General features: G+C 66.7%; 13 protein-coding genes. 12 read left to right on the forward strand and 1 reads right to left on the reverse strand.

Annotated elements, in window-relative coordinates; all coding sequences use genetic code 11:
- Positions 1–274: 274 nt before the first annotated feature.
- The 9 genes from XcodCFBP4690_RS16100 (at position 275) to XcodCFBP4690_RS16140 (ending at position 10,255) form a co-directional block, all read left to right on the forward strand.
- A complete protein-coding gene (locus tag XcodCFBP4690_RS16100; RefSeq protein ID WP_167394668.1) occupies positions 275–1,666 on the forward strand; it encodes a DcaP family trimeric outer membrane transporter in 1,392 nt (463 codons plus the stop codon).
- Between the two features lie 69 nt (positions 1,667–1,735).
- Positions 1,736–2,053: a DUF485 domain-containing protein gene (locus XcodCFBP4690_RS16105; protein ID WP_104542421.1), complete on the forward strand. Its 318-nt coding sequence runs from the start codon at positions 1,736–1,738 to the stop codon at positions 2,051–2,053.
- Positions 2,050–3,774: a cation acetate symporter gene (locus tag XcodCFBP4690_RS16110; RefSeq protein ID WP_104542423.1), complete on the forward strand. Its 1,725-nt coding sequence runs from the start codon at positions 2,050–2,052 to the stop codon at positions 3,772–3,774. Before XcodCFBP4690_RS16105 ends, XcodCFBP4690_RS16110 begins: the two co-directional genes overlap by 4 nt.
- A gap of 377 nt (positions 3,775–4,151) precedes the next feature.
- Positions 4,152–5,003: an ankyrin repeat domain-containing protein gene (locus XcodCFBP4690_RS16115; protein WP_104542425.1), complete on the forward strand. Its 852-nt coding sequence runs from the start codon at positions 4,152–4,154 to the stop codon at positions 5,001–5,003.
- Between the two features lie 176 nt (positions 5,004–5,179).
- Positions 5,180–6,028, forward strand: a complete 849-nt coding sequence (locus XcodCFBP4690_RS16120; protein WP_104542426.1) for an ankyrin repeat domain-containing protein — start codon at positions 5,180–5,182, stop codon at positions 6,026–6,028.
- A gap of 143 nt (positions 6,029–6,171) precedes the next feature.
- Positions 6,172–8,364 carry a Tle-like phospholipase domain-containing protein gene (locus XcodCFBP4690_RS16125; protein ID WP_104542428.1) on the forward strand — a complete coding sequence of 731 codons (2,193 nt, stop codon included), beginning with the start codon at positions 6,172–6,174 and terminating at the stop codon, positions 8,362–8,364.
- Positions 8,365–8,401: 37 nt separating this feature from the next.
- On the forward strand, positions 8,402–8,962 hold the full coding sequence (locus tag XcodCFBP4690_RS16130) for a hypothetical protein (RefSeq protein WP_104542430.1): 561 nt from the start codon (positions 8,402–8,404) through the stop codon (positions 8,960–8,962).
- Between the two features lie 79 nt (positions 8,963–9,041).
- Positions 9,042–9,821, forward strand: coding sequence for an exodeoxyribonuclease III (gene xth, locus XcodCFBP4690_RS16135; protein WP_104542432.1), 780 nt, complete (start codon positions 9,042–9,044; stop codon positions 9,819–9,821).
- Positions 9,818–10,255: a GFA family protein gene (locus tag XcodCFBP4690_RS16140; protein ID WP_167394669.1), complete on the forward strand. Its 438-nt coding sequence runs from the start codon at positions 9,818–9,820 to the stop codon at positions 10,253–10,255. Before xth ends, XcodCFBP4690_RS16140 begins: the two co-directional genes overlap by 4 nt.
- Before the next feature lie 69 nt (positions 10,256–10,324).
- Here XcodCFBP4690_RS16140 and XcodCFBP4690_RS16145 read toward each other — a convergent pair whose 3' ends face one another.
- On the reverse strand, positions 10,325–10,576 hold the full coding sequence (locus XcodCFBP4690_RS16145) for a GlsB/YeaQ/YmgE family stress response membrane protein (RefSeq protein WP_104542436.1): 252 nt from the start codon (positions 10,574–10,576) through the stop codon (positions 10,325–10,327).
- Positions 10,577–10,702: 126 nt separating this feature from the next.
- On the opposite strand from XcodCFBP4690_RS16145, the gene XcodCFBP4690_RS16150 reads away from it, so the two are divergent.
- The 3 genes from XcodCFBP4690_RS16150 to XcodCFBP4690_RS16160 all read left to right on the forward strand — a co-directional run bounded on the left by XcodCFBP4690_RS16150 (position 10,703) and on the right by XcodCFBP4690_RS16160 (position 14,717).
- A complete protein-coding gene (locus XcodCFBP4690_RS16150; protein WP_104542480.1) occupies positions 10,703–11,299 on the forward strand; it encodes a 4'-phosphopantetheinyl transferase family protein in 597 nt (198 codons plus the stop codon).
- A gap of 102 nt (positions 11,300–11,401) precedes the next feature.
- Complete coding sequence (gene rsmG / locus XcodCFBP4690_RS16155; RefSeq protein ID WP_104542438.1) at positions 11,402–12,040, forward strand: 16S rRNA (guanine(527)-N(7))-methyltransferase RsmG; 639 nt, start codon at positions 11,402–11,404, stop codon at positions 12,038–12,040.
- Between the two features lie 862 nt (positions 12,041–12,902).
- Positions 12,903–14,717 carry a DUF885 domain-containing protein gene (locus tag XcodCFBP4690_RS16160; protein ID WP_104542482.1) on the forward strand — a complete coding sequence of 605 codons (1,815 nt, stop codon included), beginning with the start codon at positions 12,903–12,905 and terminating at the stop codon, positions 14,715–14,717.
- Positions 14,718–15,082: the final 365 nt, after the last annotated feature.

Genomic DNA, 15,082 nt, shown 5'->3' on the forward strand with positions numbered 1-15,082 from the left:
CGTGTCGGGAGAGGGCGCGGCAGCTGCCCTCGGTAGGCAATCAGTGTGCCGTATCCATTCTGTCCCGGCGGTCAACGCCGCCTTAGACCATGGTCGTAACCTGGTCAGTGCGGTAGCGCACATCCAATACGGGGCGTGGTGCGACCATCGGTCATCTGGCGGAATGCTGCGTTGCAGCTACGACCAAAGGCGAATAGGCTGCAAACCGCGGACTGCCTCACGCTCCGCACAGCATCGCCATCAAGCGCGAGGCCTTCATTGGGGAGAGGGTTGTATGAAACACCGTACTGCACCGTTGGTGCGCCATCCGTTGGCGGCTGCCTTGTTCGTGGCCAGCATCCTGCCGGGCGTCGCGTTCGCGCAGACGTCGAAGGAAAAGGCGCTGGAAGCACGTATTGCCGAGCTCGAACGCCAGGTTCAATTGCTGGTCACCGCGCAACAACAACAGCAGGGCCAGATTGCCCAGACCCAGAGCCAGGTCACCGAAGTGCGCACCCTGCAGGCGCAGACGCCGGCAGCGGCGCCCGCACCTGCGGTCCCGGCCGGCAAGCGGCCGATCCAGGTCACCAGCATCACACCGAACGCAGCGGCGGGGACAACGTTCCGTTACGGTGGTTTCATCAAGGCCGACTTCATGACCACCCGCACCAGCGATGGCGCATTGCCCGAGGGCGCGGTGGGGCGTTACCTGTACATTCCGACGCAGACGCCTGTCGGGGGGCAGGCGTCGAGCACCGATACCGACTTCCATGCCAAGTTCTCGCGCTTCAACCTGGGCGTGGATACGGTCACCGAGAACGGCGACAAGCTCACCGGTTTCATCGAACTGGATTTCTTCGGCAACGCGCTGGCCAACCAGGTCAACAATCTGTACGGCGGCACCTTGCGCCATGCCTACATGAGCTGGAACAACTGGCTGGCCGGCCAGACCTGGTCCAACTTCGTGGACGCCACCATCCTGCCGGAAGCGGCCGACATCGTCGGGCCGACCGACGGTGCCTTGTTCAGCCGCCAGACCCAGATCCGCTACACCCGCGGCGCCTTCAGCGTGTCGGCGGAAAACACCGAAACCCTGACCACGCCGTACCAGGGCGGCAACACCATCCTGGCCTCGGACCATGGCGCGATGCCGGACCTGACCGCGCGCTACAACTGGAAGGGCACCTGGGGCACCTTCGGTCTGTCGGCGATCGCGCGCCAGTACCGTACCCGCAGCGCGCTGACCAACGACACCGAATTCGGCGGCGCCATCGCCGGTGGCGGACGCTGGATCATCAACTCCAACAACGATCTGCGTTACCAGCTTGCCTACGGCGAAGGCCTGGGCCGCTATCTGGGCCTGGGCAACGGCTCGGACGTGGAGATCGATGTGGACGGCAACATCCACACCGTCGGCACCTGGGCCGGGTGGCTGGCCTGGCGCCACGACTACAGCGCCAAGCTGCGCAGCACCATCATGTATTCGCGGGTGGATTACGACCATAGCCTGGCCAACACCGGCGGGCTGGCGAGCAAGTCGCAGCAGAGCATCCGCGCCAACGTCTTCTATTCGCCGCTGCCCAAGGTGGATGTGGGCGCGGAGCTGATGTATGGCCGCCGCGAAGCCGAGAACGGCGACTCCGGCGACATCTCGCGCCTGCAGTTCACCACCAAGTACAGCTTCTAAGGTTCACCCCGCCGGCCGCCCGCCACGCATGTGGGCGGGCCGTGCCGCCCGCACTCCAGGAGACAGACCATGACCGTCTCGAATGACGCACTGATCGCCAAGATCGATGCCAATCCGAAGTACCACGCGCTCAAACGCCAACGCAATCGATTGGGTTGGACACTGACCGTGCTGATGTTGCTGGCCTACTACGGCTACATCGGCCTGATCGCCTTCGACAAGGCGTTCCTGGCCAGGCCGATCGGCGACGGCGTGACCTCGATCGGCATTCCGATCGCGATCGGGGTGATGGTGTTCACCATCGCCATCACCGCCATCTACGTGCGTCGCGCCAATAGCACCTACGACCAGCTGACCGCGCAGATCCTGGAGGACGCCCGCAAATGAGCAAATACCCGCGTCTTCTGCTGATTCTGGCCGGTCTGCTGCCCGCCGGCCTGGCGCTGGCCGCCGGCGACATCGGCCAGGCCGACAAGCAGCCCACCAACTGGGTGGCGATCGCGATGTTCGGCTTCTTCGTGCTGGGCACCTTGTGGATCACCAAGTGGGCGGCCAAGAAAACCCGCTCGGCGGCGGATTTCTACACCGCCGGCGGCGGCATCACCGGCTTCCAGAACGGTCTGGCCATTGCCGGCGACTACATGTCGGCGGCCTCGTTCCTGGGCATCACGGCGGCGGTGATGGCCAATGGCTACGACGGCCTGATCTATGCGATCGGCTTCCTGGTCGGCTGGCCCATCCTGACCTTCCTGATGGCCGAGCGGCTGCGCAACCTCGGCAAGTACACCTTCGCCGACGTGGCCGGCTACCGCTTCGCACCGACCGCCATCCGCAGCTTCGCCGCATCGGGAACGTTGGTGGTGGTGCTGTTCTATCTGATCGCGCAGATGGTCGGTGCCGGCGCGCTGATCAAGCTGCTGTTCGGCCTGGACTACTGGGTCGCGGTGACCCTGGTCGGCATCCTGATGATGGTCTACGTGCTGTTCGGCGGCATGACCGCCACCACCTGGGTGCAGATCATCAAGGCCGTGCTGCTGCTGACCGGCGTGACCTTCATGGCGGTGGCCATCATGTGGCACTTCAACTTCAGCTTCGAGGCGCTGTTCGCCGAGGGCGTGCGGGTGAAGACCGCGGTGGCGGCCAACGGTGGCGCCTCGCCGGAGGACGCGGCCAAGGCCGGCCTGTCGATCATGGGCCCGGGCGGTTTCGTCAAGGACCCGATCTCGGCGATCTCCTTCGGCATGGCGCTGATGTTCGGTACCGCCGGCCTGCCGCACATCCTGATGCGCTTCTTCACCGTTCCCGATGCCAAGCAGGCGCGCAAGTCGGTGCTGTGGGCGACCACCTGGATCGGCTACTTCTACATCCTGATCTTCATCATCGGCTTCGGCGCGATCGCGCTGGTGCTGACCAACCCGCAGTTCGCCGATGTCACCACCGGCACCATCCACGGCGGCAAGGGTGCGGCCAACATGGCGGCGGTGCTGGTCGGTAATGCCGTCGGCGGCAACGTGTTCATGGGCTTCATCTCGGCGGTGGCCTTCGCCACCATCCTGGCGGTGGTCGCGGGCCTGACCCTGTCCGGCGCCTCGGCGGTGTCGCATGACCTGTACGCCACGGTGATCAAGAAGGGTAATCCGGCGCCGGGTGCGGAGCTGAAGGTCTCGCGCGCCACCACCCTGGTGCTGGGCGCGGTCGCGGTGCTGCTGGGCATCGTGTTCGAGAAGCAGAACGTGGCCTTCATGGTGTCGCTGGCGTTCGCCATCGCTGCCTCGGCCAACTTCCCGGTGCTGATCCTGTCGTTGCTGTGGAAGAACTGCACCACCCGCGGCGCGGTGATCGGCGGCTTCCTGGGCCTGATCTCGTCGCTGGTGCTGACGGTGCTGTCGCCGTCGGTGTGGGTGGATACGCTGGGCAACGCCGCCGGCTCGGCACCGTTCCCGTACACCTCGCCGGCGCTGTTCTCGGTAACCATCGGCTTTGTCGGCATCTGGCTGTTCTCGATCCTGGATCGCAGCCCGCAGGCGGCCAACGAACGTATCGCGTTCAAGGCCCAGCAGATCCGCGCCGAAACCGGGCTGGGTGCCAGCGGCGCATCCGGTCACTGAGCAAACGCGCTCAACGTGTGTGCAAAACGCCGGCCCTGTGCCGGCGTTTTGCATTGTGGCGGGCTGCACATGCATCGCGCGACCGCACCCTGGCCGCCGCCGGCAATGCCGGTTGGCTTCGGCAGGCGCAACTCGAACGTGCATCGCCCGGCGGCCTGGCCAGCCCCTGGTGTGGAGACCAGCGCTGGACACGGGCTGTCGCCATGCCCGTACGGGTAGACCTGCGCTGTCTTTCCTGCGTGTTGGGCCTGCTATGCTGGCCATGTCAGTATCGCTTGCATCACGCTGGCGATGCGTGACCCGGACAGCCAGCCGAGCCGCGCAGGGTTCGGCTGGCAGTGCCTACTCCCGGATGACGGTGCAACGGAGCGCGCTCGATGCCATCACGTCTTGTCCTGTGGATCTGCTGCCTGTGGCTGCTGGCACTCGCCGGCTGCTCGCCGGCTGCCCAATCGCGCTATGCACTGGAGCGCCACTTCACTGACCCCAAGGCGCAGGCACTGGCGCTGGCGGCCGAGCAGGGCGATGCGGACACGGTCCGCCGTCTGATGAAGGATGAAGGCGTGAATCCGGATCGCATCTTCTCCAAGGAAGGCCACCCGCTGCTGTTCTGGCCGATCTTCACCCATAACCCGGCAGGCTTGAAAGCGATGCTTGAGAATGGGGCAGATCCGAATGCGGCCCAACCCTATCCTCCGGAACCTGGAAGAAGCCAGACCAATGTGAGCAACGCGATGGTCTGGGCAGCCGAGCAGGAAGATCCGGTCTATTTGGAGCTGTTGCTGGATCATGGCGGTGATCCAAATACGCGCAACGCCAACAACGAGAGCTTGCTGTTTCATGCACTGATCAAGCAGAACAAATGGCGCAACATTCAGTTGTTGGTCGAGCGCGGTGCCGACGTCAATGCGTTGGCAGGATTGGGTGGAACTCTCTTGGAAAACTATGCGGGGACAGGTGGGTTCGAGCCCATTTTCTGGCTGCTCGAACACGGCGCCGATCCACGAGTTGAGTATGACGGTCAAATGGTCGCCAAAAAGCCAGATTCACGCACGATCACCTCAATCTATTGGCACCCTGGTAATCCCAGCGATCCACAATGGCAACGCCGATGCCAACAATGGTTGCTTGCGCATGGATACGAGCGCCTTCCGATGCCGGATCACTACAAGCGCATGCGCAAGGCGTTCGGCTTTCCCTCGGAAGAAGAAGACATCCCGCTGCTTTGACTCGTCGCGCAAGGACAGGAGCCTTCCAGTGACTGCACATCCACACATCTTTTCGAGCACGTTTCTCCACTTGTGACCTACGCACTGCATCTCACTTATGCACTGCATTGCACGCGACCGTGCACAACTGTCTTACCATCCCTCACACGTATAGCGAACGCAACGGAGCGCGCTCGATGCCATCACGTCTTGTCCTGTGGATCTGCTGCCTGTGGCTGCTGGCACTCGCCGGCTGCTCGCCGGCTGCCCAATCGCGCTATGCACTGGAGCGCCACTTCACTGACCCCAAGGCGCAGGCACTGGCGCTGGCGGCCGAGCAGGGCGATGCGGACACGGTCCGCCGTCTGATGAAGGATGAAGGCGTGAATCCGGATCGCATCTTCTCCAAGGAAGGCCACCCGCTGCTGTTCTGGCCGATCTTCACCCATAACCCGGCAGGCTTGAAAGCGATGCTTGAGAATGGGGCAGATCCGAATGTTGCATTGCCTTACCAGACACTGGATCGAGGCATTCGCAACAATCCCAACGCCATGGTCTGGGCAGCCGAGCAGGACGACCCGGTCTATTTGCAGCTGTTGCTGGATCATGGTGGTGATCCAAATACGCGCAACGCCAACAACGAGAGCCTGCTGTTCCATGCACTGATCAAGCAGAACAAATGGCGCAACATTCAGTTGTTGGTCGAGCGCGGTGCCGACGTCAATGCGTTGGCGGGTATGGGTGGAACGCTGATTGACAACTACGCAATCGGTGGTGCCTTCGAGCCGGTGCACTGGCTTTTAGAGCGCAATGCTGATCCATCGTTGGTTTACGAGGGGGGGGGGCTGGTACGTCGAATGGACTCCGGAACTATTGAGGCTGCCTTTTGGCATCCGGGAAATCCAGGCGATCCACAATGGCAACGCCGATGCCAACAATGGTTGCTTGCGCATGGATACGAGCGCCCCCCGATGCCGGATCACTACAAACGGATGCGTAAGGCGTTTGGCTTTCCCTCGGAAGAAAAAGACATCCCGCTGCTTTGAATCGGTCTGCAAGGAAGAATTATATGCAAATGCCAGATCAGCGCAGAAAACGCGAGCAGCTACTGCAAGAACTGCGCGCAGAAGGCACTACAGACGCAGTGTCGCAAGTAGCCGAGCTACAACAGCTCTACCATGCTCATGAGATGGCCTCGCTGGCAGACGATGTATACGACTCGGCAAAGGGAGGCGGGCAAGCGCCGCTGGGATGGGTGCGCGGGAGTGAGGATCTTGGCCGGCTTCGTCGCAGCATTCCGCAGCTGTATGGCGAAAGCGACGAAGAACTCCGCAATCTTCTACGCCCGGAAAAATCCGGCTTCCGCGCAGAAATCTACCTCCCAGATCCTGCAGTCCTCGGCCCCGGCTACAAACCCACCGTGGTCTACAAGGGTTCTGCTGGGGAAGTGGTGACGGCAAACGGGCTGCGTGATACCACTTCCGAAGATTTCCTCGCCAACAATTTCCCTCAATCCGTGGGCATGCAGACCGATTACTATGACCGCGCCATGCGGTTGGCGTTGCGCCTGAAAGATGAGCGTGTCGACTTCGAACTCGCCGGGCATTCCCTCGGTGGTGGTATGGCGTCCGCCGCTTCAGCAGTGAGCGGCGCGCCGGCGACCACATTCAATGCCGCTGGTCTGCATCCCGCGACTGCAACGCGCTTTGCCAGCTCGACGCCCGGTGTGCAGCTCTACGACACCCACCACACCGTCGTCGCCTACCAGGTGCAAGGCGAGCTGCTCAACGACGGTGTCCAGAACAATCTGCACACGCTGGATGCGGCGCGGCGGCAGCAACTGGCGGCGGTGATGGGCGATACCGCGACCCTGCTGCGCACCTTGCCGGAGGGGCAGGCGCTGCTGGACCGGGCGTTGACCCAGGACATGCCGGCCAATGCGCAGCCGGCGGTGCACGCCTTCGTGGACCGGCTGGCGCAGGGCGACACCGCCCGCTTGCTGCGCGAGCTGCCGCTGGCGGCCGGGCGCGTGGAGCCGGTGCTGGCAGCCAAGATGCCGGGTGCGGACGGGGCGCCGGTGGACCGCGCGCAGGCCCTGTCGCTGCAGGAAAGCCTGCAGCTGGCCGGCCCGGCGCTGGGCGTGCTGCGCGCGGGTGCGGCTGGCGCGCAACTGGGACGCGGCGCCGGCGAATACAGCGCAGCGGTCGGAAGGGCCGGCGATGCGATGCTGGACGCGGCGGGCGAAGGGGCCGCGCGCAGCCTTCGCCAGGCTGGCGCCACCGTGGCAGGCAGCGGTGCGGCCGCTGGCTCGGCGCTGGAAACCTCGGGGAGCGCGGTCGGCCGTGTGCTGGCCGGTGGTCGCGCGGTCGCCGGCGAAGTCGATGCCAGCGCGCAGCGCCTGGCATTGCAGACGCGGGCGCAGGCGCAGCAGGCCGGCGCCGATGCGCTGCGCACGGCCGCCGACTGGATGCCCGACGGCCTGCAGGCGGCCTTGCTCGATCGGGCCCGGGTGCTGGAACGGCAAGCTGAAACCGACCGCCAGCAGGCGCAGGCCCAGGCCGATCGGATTCGCGAGCAAAGCGCGCAGCAGGCCGGCGAGTTGCTGCAGGCGAGCGCCGGCGCCGCCACCGCGGCCGCGCATCGGCTGCAGGCCGCCACCGCCTTGCCGCAGCAGGCACTGGATGGCGTGGCTCGGCGCCTGCACGCCACCCTGGACGCCAGCGGCGATGCGCTGGCCGGCCTCACCGCGCATGCGCCCAGCACGGGCGCGCTGCAAGGGGCGGCGGTGTTCGCGGGCGCTGCCGCACAGATCCGCTTCACGCCCAGCAACCCGCTCAACCTGGCCAATGTCGGCCAGACGGGCATGTTGTCGGTGTATGGCCAGCGGTCCCTGCACGAGGCGTTCGAACGCCATCTGATGACCGAGACGGTGGTGCCCAGCCTGCAGGCGCGCATCGATGCACAGGAGCAGCAGGCGCGCCAGGCGCTCGGCCAGGACCGCGTGCCGTCACAACAGTCATCGCAGGGGCCTTCCGCGCTGCGGACCGGCGATCCGGATATCGACGCGATGCTGCAGGCGCTGCGCAACCACGACGAGGCCGCCGTGTTCAAGGCTGCCGGGAAGATCCGTCATTCGCCGGAAGGGCAGGCGCTGCTGCAGGAAGGCCAGCTCCTGCTGCACCAGCGCGAGCAGGAAGCGATGACCAACCAGTTGGCCTGGACACCGACCGACATGCAGCCGGCCGATCTGGAGATGGCGCACGGCCCGGTGCGGGTGATGAGCCTGATGCACCGCGGGCCGATGATGGCGGCCGCCGACAGCGGCGATGGCGGCGGGGGCGACGGCGGTGGAGGAGGCGGCGGTGGTGGGGGTGGCGGGTGAACCCACGGGCACGCGAGACCGGGAGCAGGAGAGGGCGATGGACAAGGACGAGCTGAAGGAACTGGCCAGGGCGCTGGCGCTGATGGCCACCACGCTGGAGACCCGCGATCAGCGCCAGCAGGCCGCCATCGAGCGGCAGATGGCTGAGCTGCGCGGCATCGCCGTGCGCAACGGGGAGCAGATCGAGCGCCTGGTCGGTGGCGCGGTACCGCGGCTGCAGCAGGCCTGGCAACAGGCGCTCGACAGCAGCCTGGCGCCTGCCTCGCGGCGCCTGGAGGCGACCGTCTCGCGCTCGGGCGCGGCGCTGGATGCGCTGGAAGTGGCGCACCAGGCGCTGCGCCAGCAGTGGCTGAGGCGCGCCTGGATCGCCAGCGCCGGCCTGATCGTTGCCGCGTTGCTGGCCTGCGCATGCACTGCCTACCTGCTCGGCCAGGCGCGCCAGGAGCTGGCCCGCTACCGGGTCGAGGCGCGGGTGCTGCGTGCGGTGGCCCACAGCGATGTGGTGCTGTGTGGCGACCAGCTGTGCGCCAACGTGGACCCACGCGGCGCGCGCAGCGGCGATCGCAAGCAGTATCGGGCGGTGCGGCCGCGGCCCTGAGCCAGCGCCTGCCGGACGCGACCCCGGACCGATCGGCGCAGCCACGGTACCATTGGTGGTTTGCGTTACGGCCCGCGCCATGAAAATCGCCTCCTGGAACGTCAACTCGCTCAACGTGCGCCTGCCGCACCTGCAACAGTGGCTCACCGACTTCGCGCCCGACGTGGTGGGGATCCAGGAAACCAAGCTGGAAGACCATAAGTTCCCGGACGCGGCGCTGGCCGCGCTCGGCTATCGCAGCGTGTTCTGCGGGCAGAAGACCTACAACGGCGTGGCGATCCTGTCGCGCTCGCCGGCACTGGACGTGCAGATGGGCATCCCCGGCTTCGAGGACGCCCAGCAGCGCGTCATCGCCGCCACCGTCGACGGGGTGCGCATCGTCAATCTGTACGTGGTCAACGGCCAGGACGTGGGCACCGAGAAATACGCCTACAAGCTGCGCTGGCTGCAGGCCGCGCGCGAGTGGATCGCCCAGGAGCTGCAGCGGCATCCGCAGCTGGTGGTGCTGGGCGACTTCAACATCGCCCCGGATGCGCGCGACGTGCACGATGCGGCGGTGTGGAACGAACACCACATCCTGACCTCGGCCGCTGAGCGCGCTGCCCTGGAGCAGCTGCTGGCGCTGGGCTTGCACGATGCATTCCGGCTGCACCACGACGACGCCGGGCAGTTCAGCTGGTGGGATTACCGCCAGGCCGGTTTTCGCCGCAACCTTGGGTTGCGGATCGACCTGACCCTGGTGTCGGAGGCGCTGCGCGCACGCGCGGTGGAGTCGGGCATCGACAGGGAACCACGCACCTGGGAGCGCCCCAGCGACCATGCGCCTGCATGGGTGCGGCTGGCCGAGGCAGGCCAATGAGCGAACGGCATCTGCGGCGCAGTACCCACAAGATCGGCGAGGTGACGCTGGGCCCGGTGCATCGGCTGAGCTGCCATTGCGGCGCAGTGCAGATCGACCTGGACCTGCCGCATGGCCTGCTGGATCCGCGCCGGTGCGATTGCTCGATGTGCCGCCGCCGCGGCGCGGTGGTCGCCTCGGTCACGCTCGACGGCCTGCACGTCGTGCAGGGCGAGGACGTGCTGCGTCTATATCAGTTCAACACGCAGACCGCCGCGCATTATTTCTGCGGGGTGTGCGGGATCTATACCCATCACCGGCGCCGCTCCGATCCCAGCGAGTACGGCTACAACGTCGGCTGCCTGGAGGGCGTCAACCCGTATGCGCTGAGCATCGCCGTACCGGTGGAAGACGGCGTCAACCATCCGGCAGATCGCGCAGCGGTGCACGATTGAACCGCAGGGCGGAAACGACAACGCCCGGGCAGGCCGGGCGTTGCGTTGGTCCTACGTGTCGGTGCCGGCTCAGCGCACGCGGCCCCGCGTAAACAGGTTGACGATGGCCAGCAGGATCACCGCACCCACCAGCGACCACACGAAGGTCCACAGCGTGATAGCCTGGTTGATGCCACCGCCGAACAGCCAGCCGGCAATCATCGCGCCGACGATACCGACCACCACGTTGAGAATGATGCCCTGCTGCGCATCGCGCCGCATGATGAGGCTGGCCAGCCAACCCACGATGCCACCGACGATCAACCAGATGATGATGCCCATGCTGACGCTCTCCTCGTTCGTTCGCACCGGAAGCGATGCGTGGGCGCCATTGGACGTAGCCACCCGTGAAGCAGCTGTCGAGTGCGTTGGACGCAATCGTGGTGCAGTCGGTTTGGTGTGCGCCGCGTGACGGCGCAGGCGCAGTGGCAGCTGGGTCCGGTGCAGCTATGGCTGCGGCCGCACCGGCACGGCGAACGCGGTGAGCCGCAGGCGCGGCAATTGCTGGGCCAGGCGCTGGCGCTGGACCCGGCGCAGGTGCCGTTGCTGCGCGATGCGCGCGGCCGCCCGACCCTGCAGCCGGCCCTGCCCGGCTGGGACACCGGCTGGAGCCATAGTGGCGAATATCTGCTGGTCGGCCTGGGCCAGGGCGTGCGGCTGGGCGTGGACCTGGAGCGCATCCGCCCGCGCCCGCGCCTGCTGGAGATCGCGCAGCGGTTCTTCCACGCCGGCGAACTGGCGTTGCTCGGCCGCCTGGCGCCGGACGCACAACAGGCGCTGTTTTTTCGCCTGTGGTGCGCCAAGGAAGCCTTGCTCAAGGCGCACGGGCATGGCGTGTCGTTCGGCCTGCATCGGCTGGCGTACGCGCTGGCGCCGGATGGCGCCTTGCGCCTGCACTGGTGCGACCCCGCACTCGGCCAGGCGGCGCGTTGGCAGCTGCACGAATGGCAGGCCACGCCGGACTGCCGCGCGGCGCTGGCGTTCCACCCTCACGCTACCGCGTGAGGCATCGCGCCGTACGGCAGGAACGGCTGACGGAACTGCGCACCGCTGTCCGGGGTGGTAGTCCCGACTCCCTGCCTTCGTGCCACCTGCGATAATCGCGCCATGAACGATGCCGCACTTGCCCCCGATGTTTCCGCCGCGCTCGAACGCGGCCTGCAGGCCCAATCCCTGGATGCGGCCTTCGCTGCGCCGTTGCTGCGCTATCTCGCGCTGCTGGTGCGTTGGAACAAGACCTATAACCTCACCGCCGTGCGCGACCCGCGCGAGATGGTCACCCGCCACCTGCTCGATTCGCTGGCCATGCAGCCGTACATCGCCAGCGGCACCCTGGCCGACCTGGGCACCGGCCCCGGCCTGCCCGGCATCCCACTGGCCATCACCCGCCCGCAGCTGCAGGTGACGCTGGTGGAGAGCAATGGCAAGAAGGCGCGCTTCATGCGCGAGGCCCTGCGGCATTTGGAGTTGCGCAATGCTCGCGTGGCCGAGTCGCGCGCCGAGGCGGTGGACGAGCCAGCTGCCTACGACCACCTCACCGCACGCGCGCTGGATACCCTGGCCGGCATCATCGCCGTCGGCGGCCACCTGTTGCGTCCGGGCGGCAGCCTGCTGGCGATGAAGGGCGTGTACCCGCACGAGGAAATCGCCGCACTGCCCGCCGGATGGACGTTGGGCGAGGTGCATCCGCTGCAGGTACCCGGCCTGGATGGCGAGCGACACCTGGTGGTGGTACGCAAGGCCTGAGCCCGGATCACGTCACGGGGTCGCCGCGCCCCTCACCCCAACCCTCTCCCGCGTGCGGGAGAGGGGGGCAAACACTGCTCCCGACCAGCCCACCGACTCCATCCCCCGCTGGCGGGGGAAGGTGCCCGTAGGGCGGATGGGGGGCAGCGCGCCCGGCGATCTCTGAAGTGGGTCGAAACTGCCAAAGCCCCCTCATCCGGCGCTGCGCGCCACCTTCTCCCGCAGGCGGGAGAAGGAATGGGTGGGCGGATGGGGCGGCGCGCCCGGCAATCTCTGAAGCGGGTCGAAACTGCCAAAGCTCCCTCATCCGGCGCTGCGCGCCACCTTCTACCGCAGGCGGGAGAAGGAATGGCTGGCCGGGAGTAGATGCGAGAGCGGGAAAATAGGGATGGGGGCTCTCCCGCAGGCGGAGAGAGGCAAGCATTGCTCCCGAGCGTTCCCGACCAGCCCACCGACTCCTTCCCCCGCTTGCGGGGGAAGGTGCCCATAGGGCGGATGGGGGCAGCGCGCCCGGCGATCTCTGAAGCGGGTCGACTGCCAAAGCCCCTCATCCGGCGCTGCGCGCCACCTTCTTCCGCAAGCGGGAAAAGGAATGGCTGGGCGGGAGTAGATGCGAGAGCGGGAAAAGAGGGATGGGGGCTCTCCCGCAGGCGGAGAGGGGCAAGCATTGCTCCCGAGCGTTCCCGACCAGCCCACCAACTCCTTCCCCCGCTTGCGGGGGAAGGTGCCCGCAGGGCGGATGGGGGCAGCACCGACACTCCAGCCATGCAACTGCACCAGCCCACGCTGGGACTTCCGGCCCATGGCAGCGCACACGCGGGCTGCCATGATCGGGCGTTCGCTCCAGATCAGGCTTCCGTACGTGACCTCTCCGCTCGCCACCGCTCTCGCGCTCGCCCTGCTGGGCACCTCGTTCGCTGCCACGACCCAGGCCGCCACGCCGCCGGCACCGGCCACGCTGACCGCGGAAGCACCCGCCGATGCACGCTTCCGCGCGATCTACGAAAAGGAATGGGCATGGCGGCAGGCCGAGACCGGCCAGGCCGACGAAGACACCGACACCACCGGCGACAACACCCATCTGCCCGACGTCGGCCCGGCCGCGCAGCAGGCGCGCCTGGCGGTGTGGGACGGCGTGCTCAAGCAGCTCGACGGCATCGATCCCAAGCAGCTCTCGCCGGCCAACCGGATCAACTTCGCCATCTACCGCCCGCAGGTGGAGAACCTTGCCGCCGAAGTGCGCCTGCGCGCCTACGAGATGCCGTTCAATTCGGATAGTTCGTTCTGGTCCAATCTCGGCTTCATGGCACAGCGGCCGATGAAGAGCGCGGCCGAGTACCGCGCCTACATCGCGCGCCTGAACGATGTGCCGCGTTACTTCGACCAGCAGATCGCCAACATGCGCAGCGGCCTGGCGCGTGGCTTCAGCGTGCCGCGTGCGGTGCTGGACGGGCGCGATGTCTCCATCGCCAGCGTGGCCGAGGTCAAGGACCCCACCGAATCGACCTTCTACGCACCGTTCAAGCAGCTACCGGCGCAGATTCCCGCCGCCGAGCAGGCGCAGCTGCGCGAACAGGCCAAGGCGGCGCTGCGCACTGCCGTCCTTCCGGCGTACAGCAAGCTGCTGAGCTTCTTTCGTAACGACTACATGCCCAAGGCACGCACCACGCTGGCCGCGGAAGCCATGCCCGACGGCAAGGCGTTCTATCGCCAGCAGATCCGCGAATACACCACGCTAGAACTGACGCCCGAACAGATCCACCAGATCGGCCTGGACGAAGTGGCGCGCATCCAGACCCAGATGAACGCGATCATCCAGCAGGTCGGTTTCAAGGGCAGCTTCGCGCAATTTCTGACCTTCCTGCGCACCGATCCGCAGTTCTACGCCAAGACCCCGCAGGAGTTGCTCGATCGCGCCGCGTGGATTTCCAAGCGCGTGGACGGGCAGGTGGGCAAGTTCATCGGCACGCTGCCGCGCGGGCGCTTCACCATCAAGCCGGTGCCCGAGGACATCGCGCCGTTCTGGACCGCCGGCCGTGGCGGCGCGACGACCTATTGGGTCAACACCTACAACCTGCCGTCGCGGCCGCTGTACAACCTGCCGGCGCTGACCCTGCACGAGTCCTCGCCCGGTCATTCGCTGCAGGGCTCGGTGGCGCTGGAACAGGGCGAGCAGCCGGCGTTCCGCCGCGAGAACTACATCTCCGCCTATGGCGAAGGCTGGGCGCTGTACACCGAAAAACTCGGCCAGGAAATGGGCATCTACGAGACACCGTACGAAGAGTTCGGCCGGCTCACCTACGAGATGTGGCGCGCCTGCCGGCTGGTGATCGACACCGGCGTGCACCACGACGGCTGGACCCGCGAACAGGCGCTGGCCTATCTGCGCGACCGCACCGCGCTCAGCGAACACGAAGTCACCACCGAAGTGGACCGCTACATCTCCTGGCCCGGCCAGGCGCTGAGCTACAAGCTGGGCGAGATCAGCATCGTCAAGCTGCGCGCCGAAGCCGAGAAGGAACTGGGCGATCGCTTCGACATCAAGGCCTTCCACGACGTGGTGTTGCGCCAGGGCTCGGTCACGCTGCCGGTGCTCGAGCAGCAGGTGCGCGCCTTCATCGCCGAGAGCAAGGCGCGCCCGGCGAAGACCAAGCCGGCCACTGCTGCCACACCCTGACCCACCGAGGCCGCACCTGCGTAGGAGCGGCCCTGGCCGCGACGCCGTCCCGAGAGCCGCCACGCCGTGGCGCTTGATCGCATCGCCGGCACCGCTGGTTGGATCGGTTTTCTGCATCCGGTGCCGGCACCGCGTCGCGGCCGGGTCCGCTCCTACGAAGCAGTGTGCGCCTCAGCCATCCATCGACGCCGCGCTCCGCGTAGGAGCGGCCCTGGCCGCGACGCCGTCCCGAGAGCCGCCACGCCGTGGCGCTTGATCGCATCGCCGGCACCGCTGGTTGGATCGGTTTTCTGCATCCGGTGCCGGCACCGCGTCGCGGCCGGGTCCGCTCCTACGAAGCATGTGTGCGTCAGCCATCCCATCGA

It is taken from the genome of Xanthomonas codiaei (assembly GCF_002939785.1).
GTDB classification, from domain to species: domain Bacteria; phylum Pseudomonadota; class Gammaproteobacteria; order Xanthomonadales; family Xanthomonadaceae; genus Xanthomonas; species Xanthomonas codiaei.

What these genes read in the sequence shown, in the direction of transcription:
- XcodCFBP4690_RS16100 (WP_167394668.1), top strand. Translation starts at nt 275, where the DNA reads ATGAAACACCGTACTGCACCGTTGGTGCGCCATCCGTTGGCGGCTGCC.
- XcodCFBP4690_RS16105 (WP_104542421.1), top strand. Translation starts at nt 1,736, where the DNA reads ATGACCGTCTCGAATGACGCACTGATCGCCAAGATCGATGCCAATCCG.
- XcodCFBP4690_RS16110 (WP_104542423.1), top strand. Translation starts at nt 2,050, where the DNA reads ATGAGCAAATACCCGCGTCTTCTGCTGATTCTGGCCGGTCTGCTGCCC.
- XcodCFBP4690_RS16115 (WP_104542425.1), top strand. Translation starts at nt 4,152, where the DNA reads ATGCCATCACGTCTTGTCCTGTGGATCTGCTGCCTGTGGCTGCTGGCA.
- XcodCFBP4690_RS16120 (WP_104542426.1), top strand. Translation starts at nt 5,180, where the DNA reads ATGCCATCACGTCTTGTCCTGTGGATCTGCTGCCTGTGGCTGCTGGCA.
- XcodCFBP4690_RS16125 (WP_104542428.1), top strand. Translation starts at nt 6,172, where the DNA reads ATGGCCTCGCTGGCAGACGATGTATACGACTCGGCAAAGGGAGGCGGG.
- XcodCFBP4690_RS16130 (WP_104542430.1), top strand. Translation starts at nt 8,402, where the DNA reads ATGGACAAGGACGAGCTGAAGGAACTGGCCAGGGCGCTGGCGCTGATG.
- xth (WP_104542432.1), top strand. Translation starts at nt 9,042, where the DNA reads ATGAAAATCGCCTCCTGGAACGTCAACTCGCTCAACGTGCGCCTGCCG.
- XcodCFBP4690_RS16140 (WP_167394669.1), top strand. Translation starts at nt 9,818, where the DNA reads ATGAGCGAACGGCATCTGCGGCGCAGTACCCACAAGATCGGCGAGGTG.
- XcodCFBP4690_RS16145 (WP_104542436.1), bottom strand. Translation starts at nt 10,576, where the DNA reads ATGGGCATCATCATCTGGTTGATCGTCGGTGGCATCGTGGGTTGGCTG.
- rsmG (WP_104542438.1), top strand. Translation starts at nt 11,402, where the DNA reads ATGAACGATGCCGCACTTGCCCCCGATGTTTCCGCCGCGCTCGAACGC.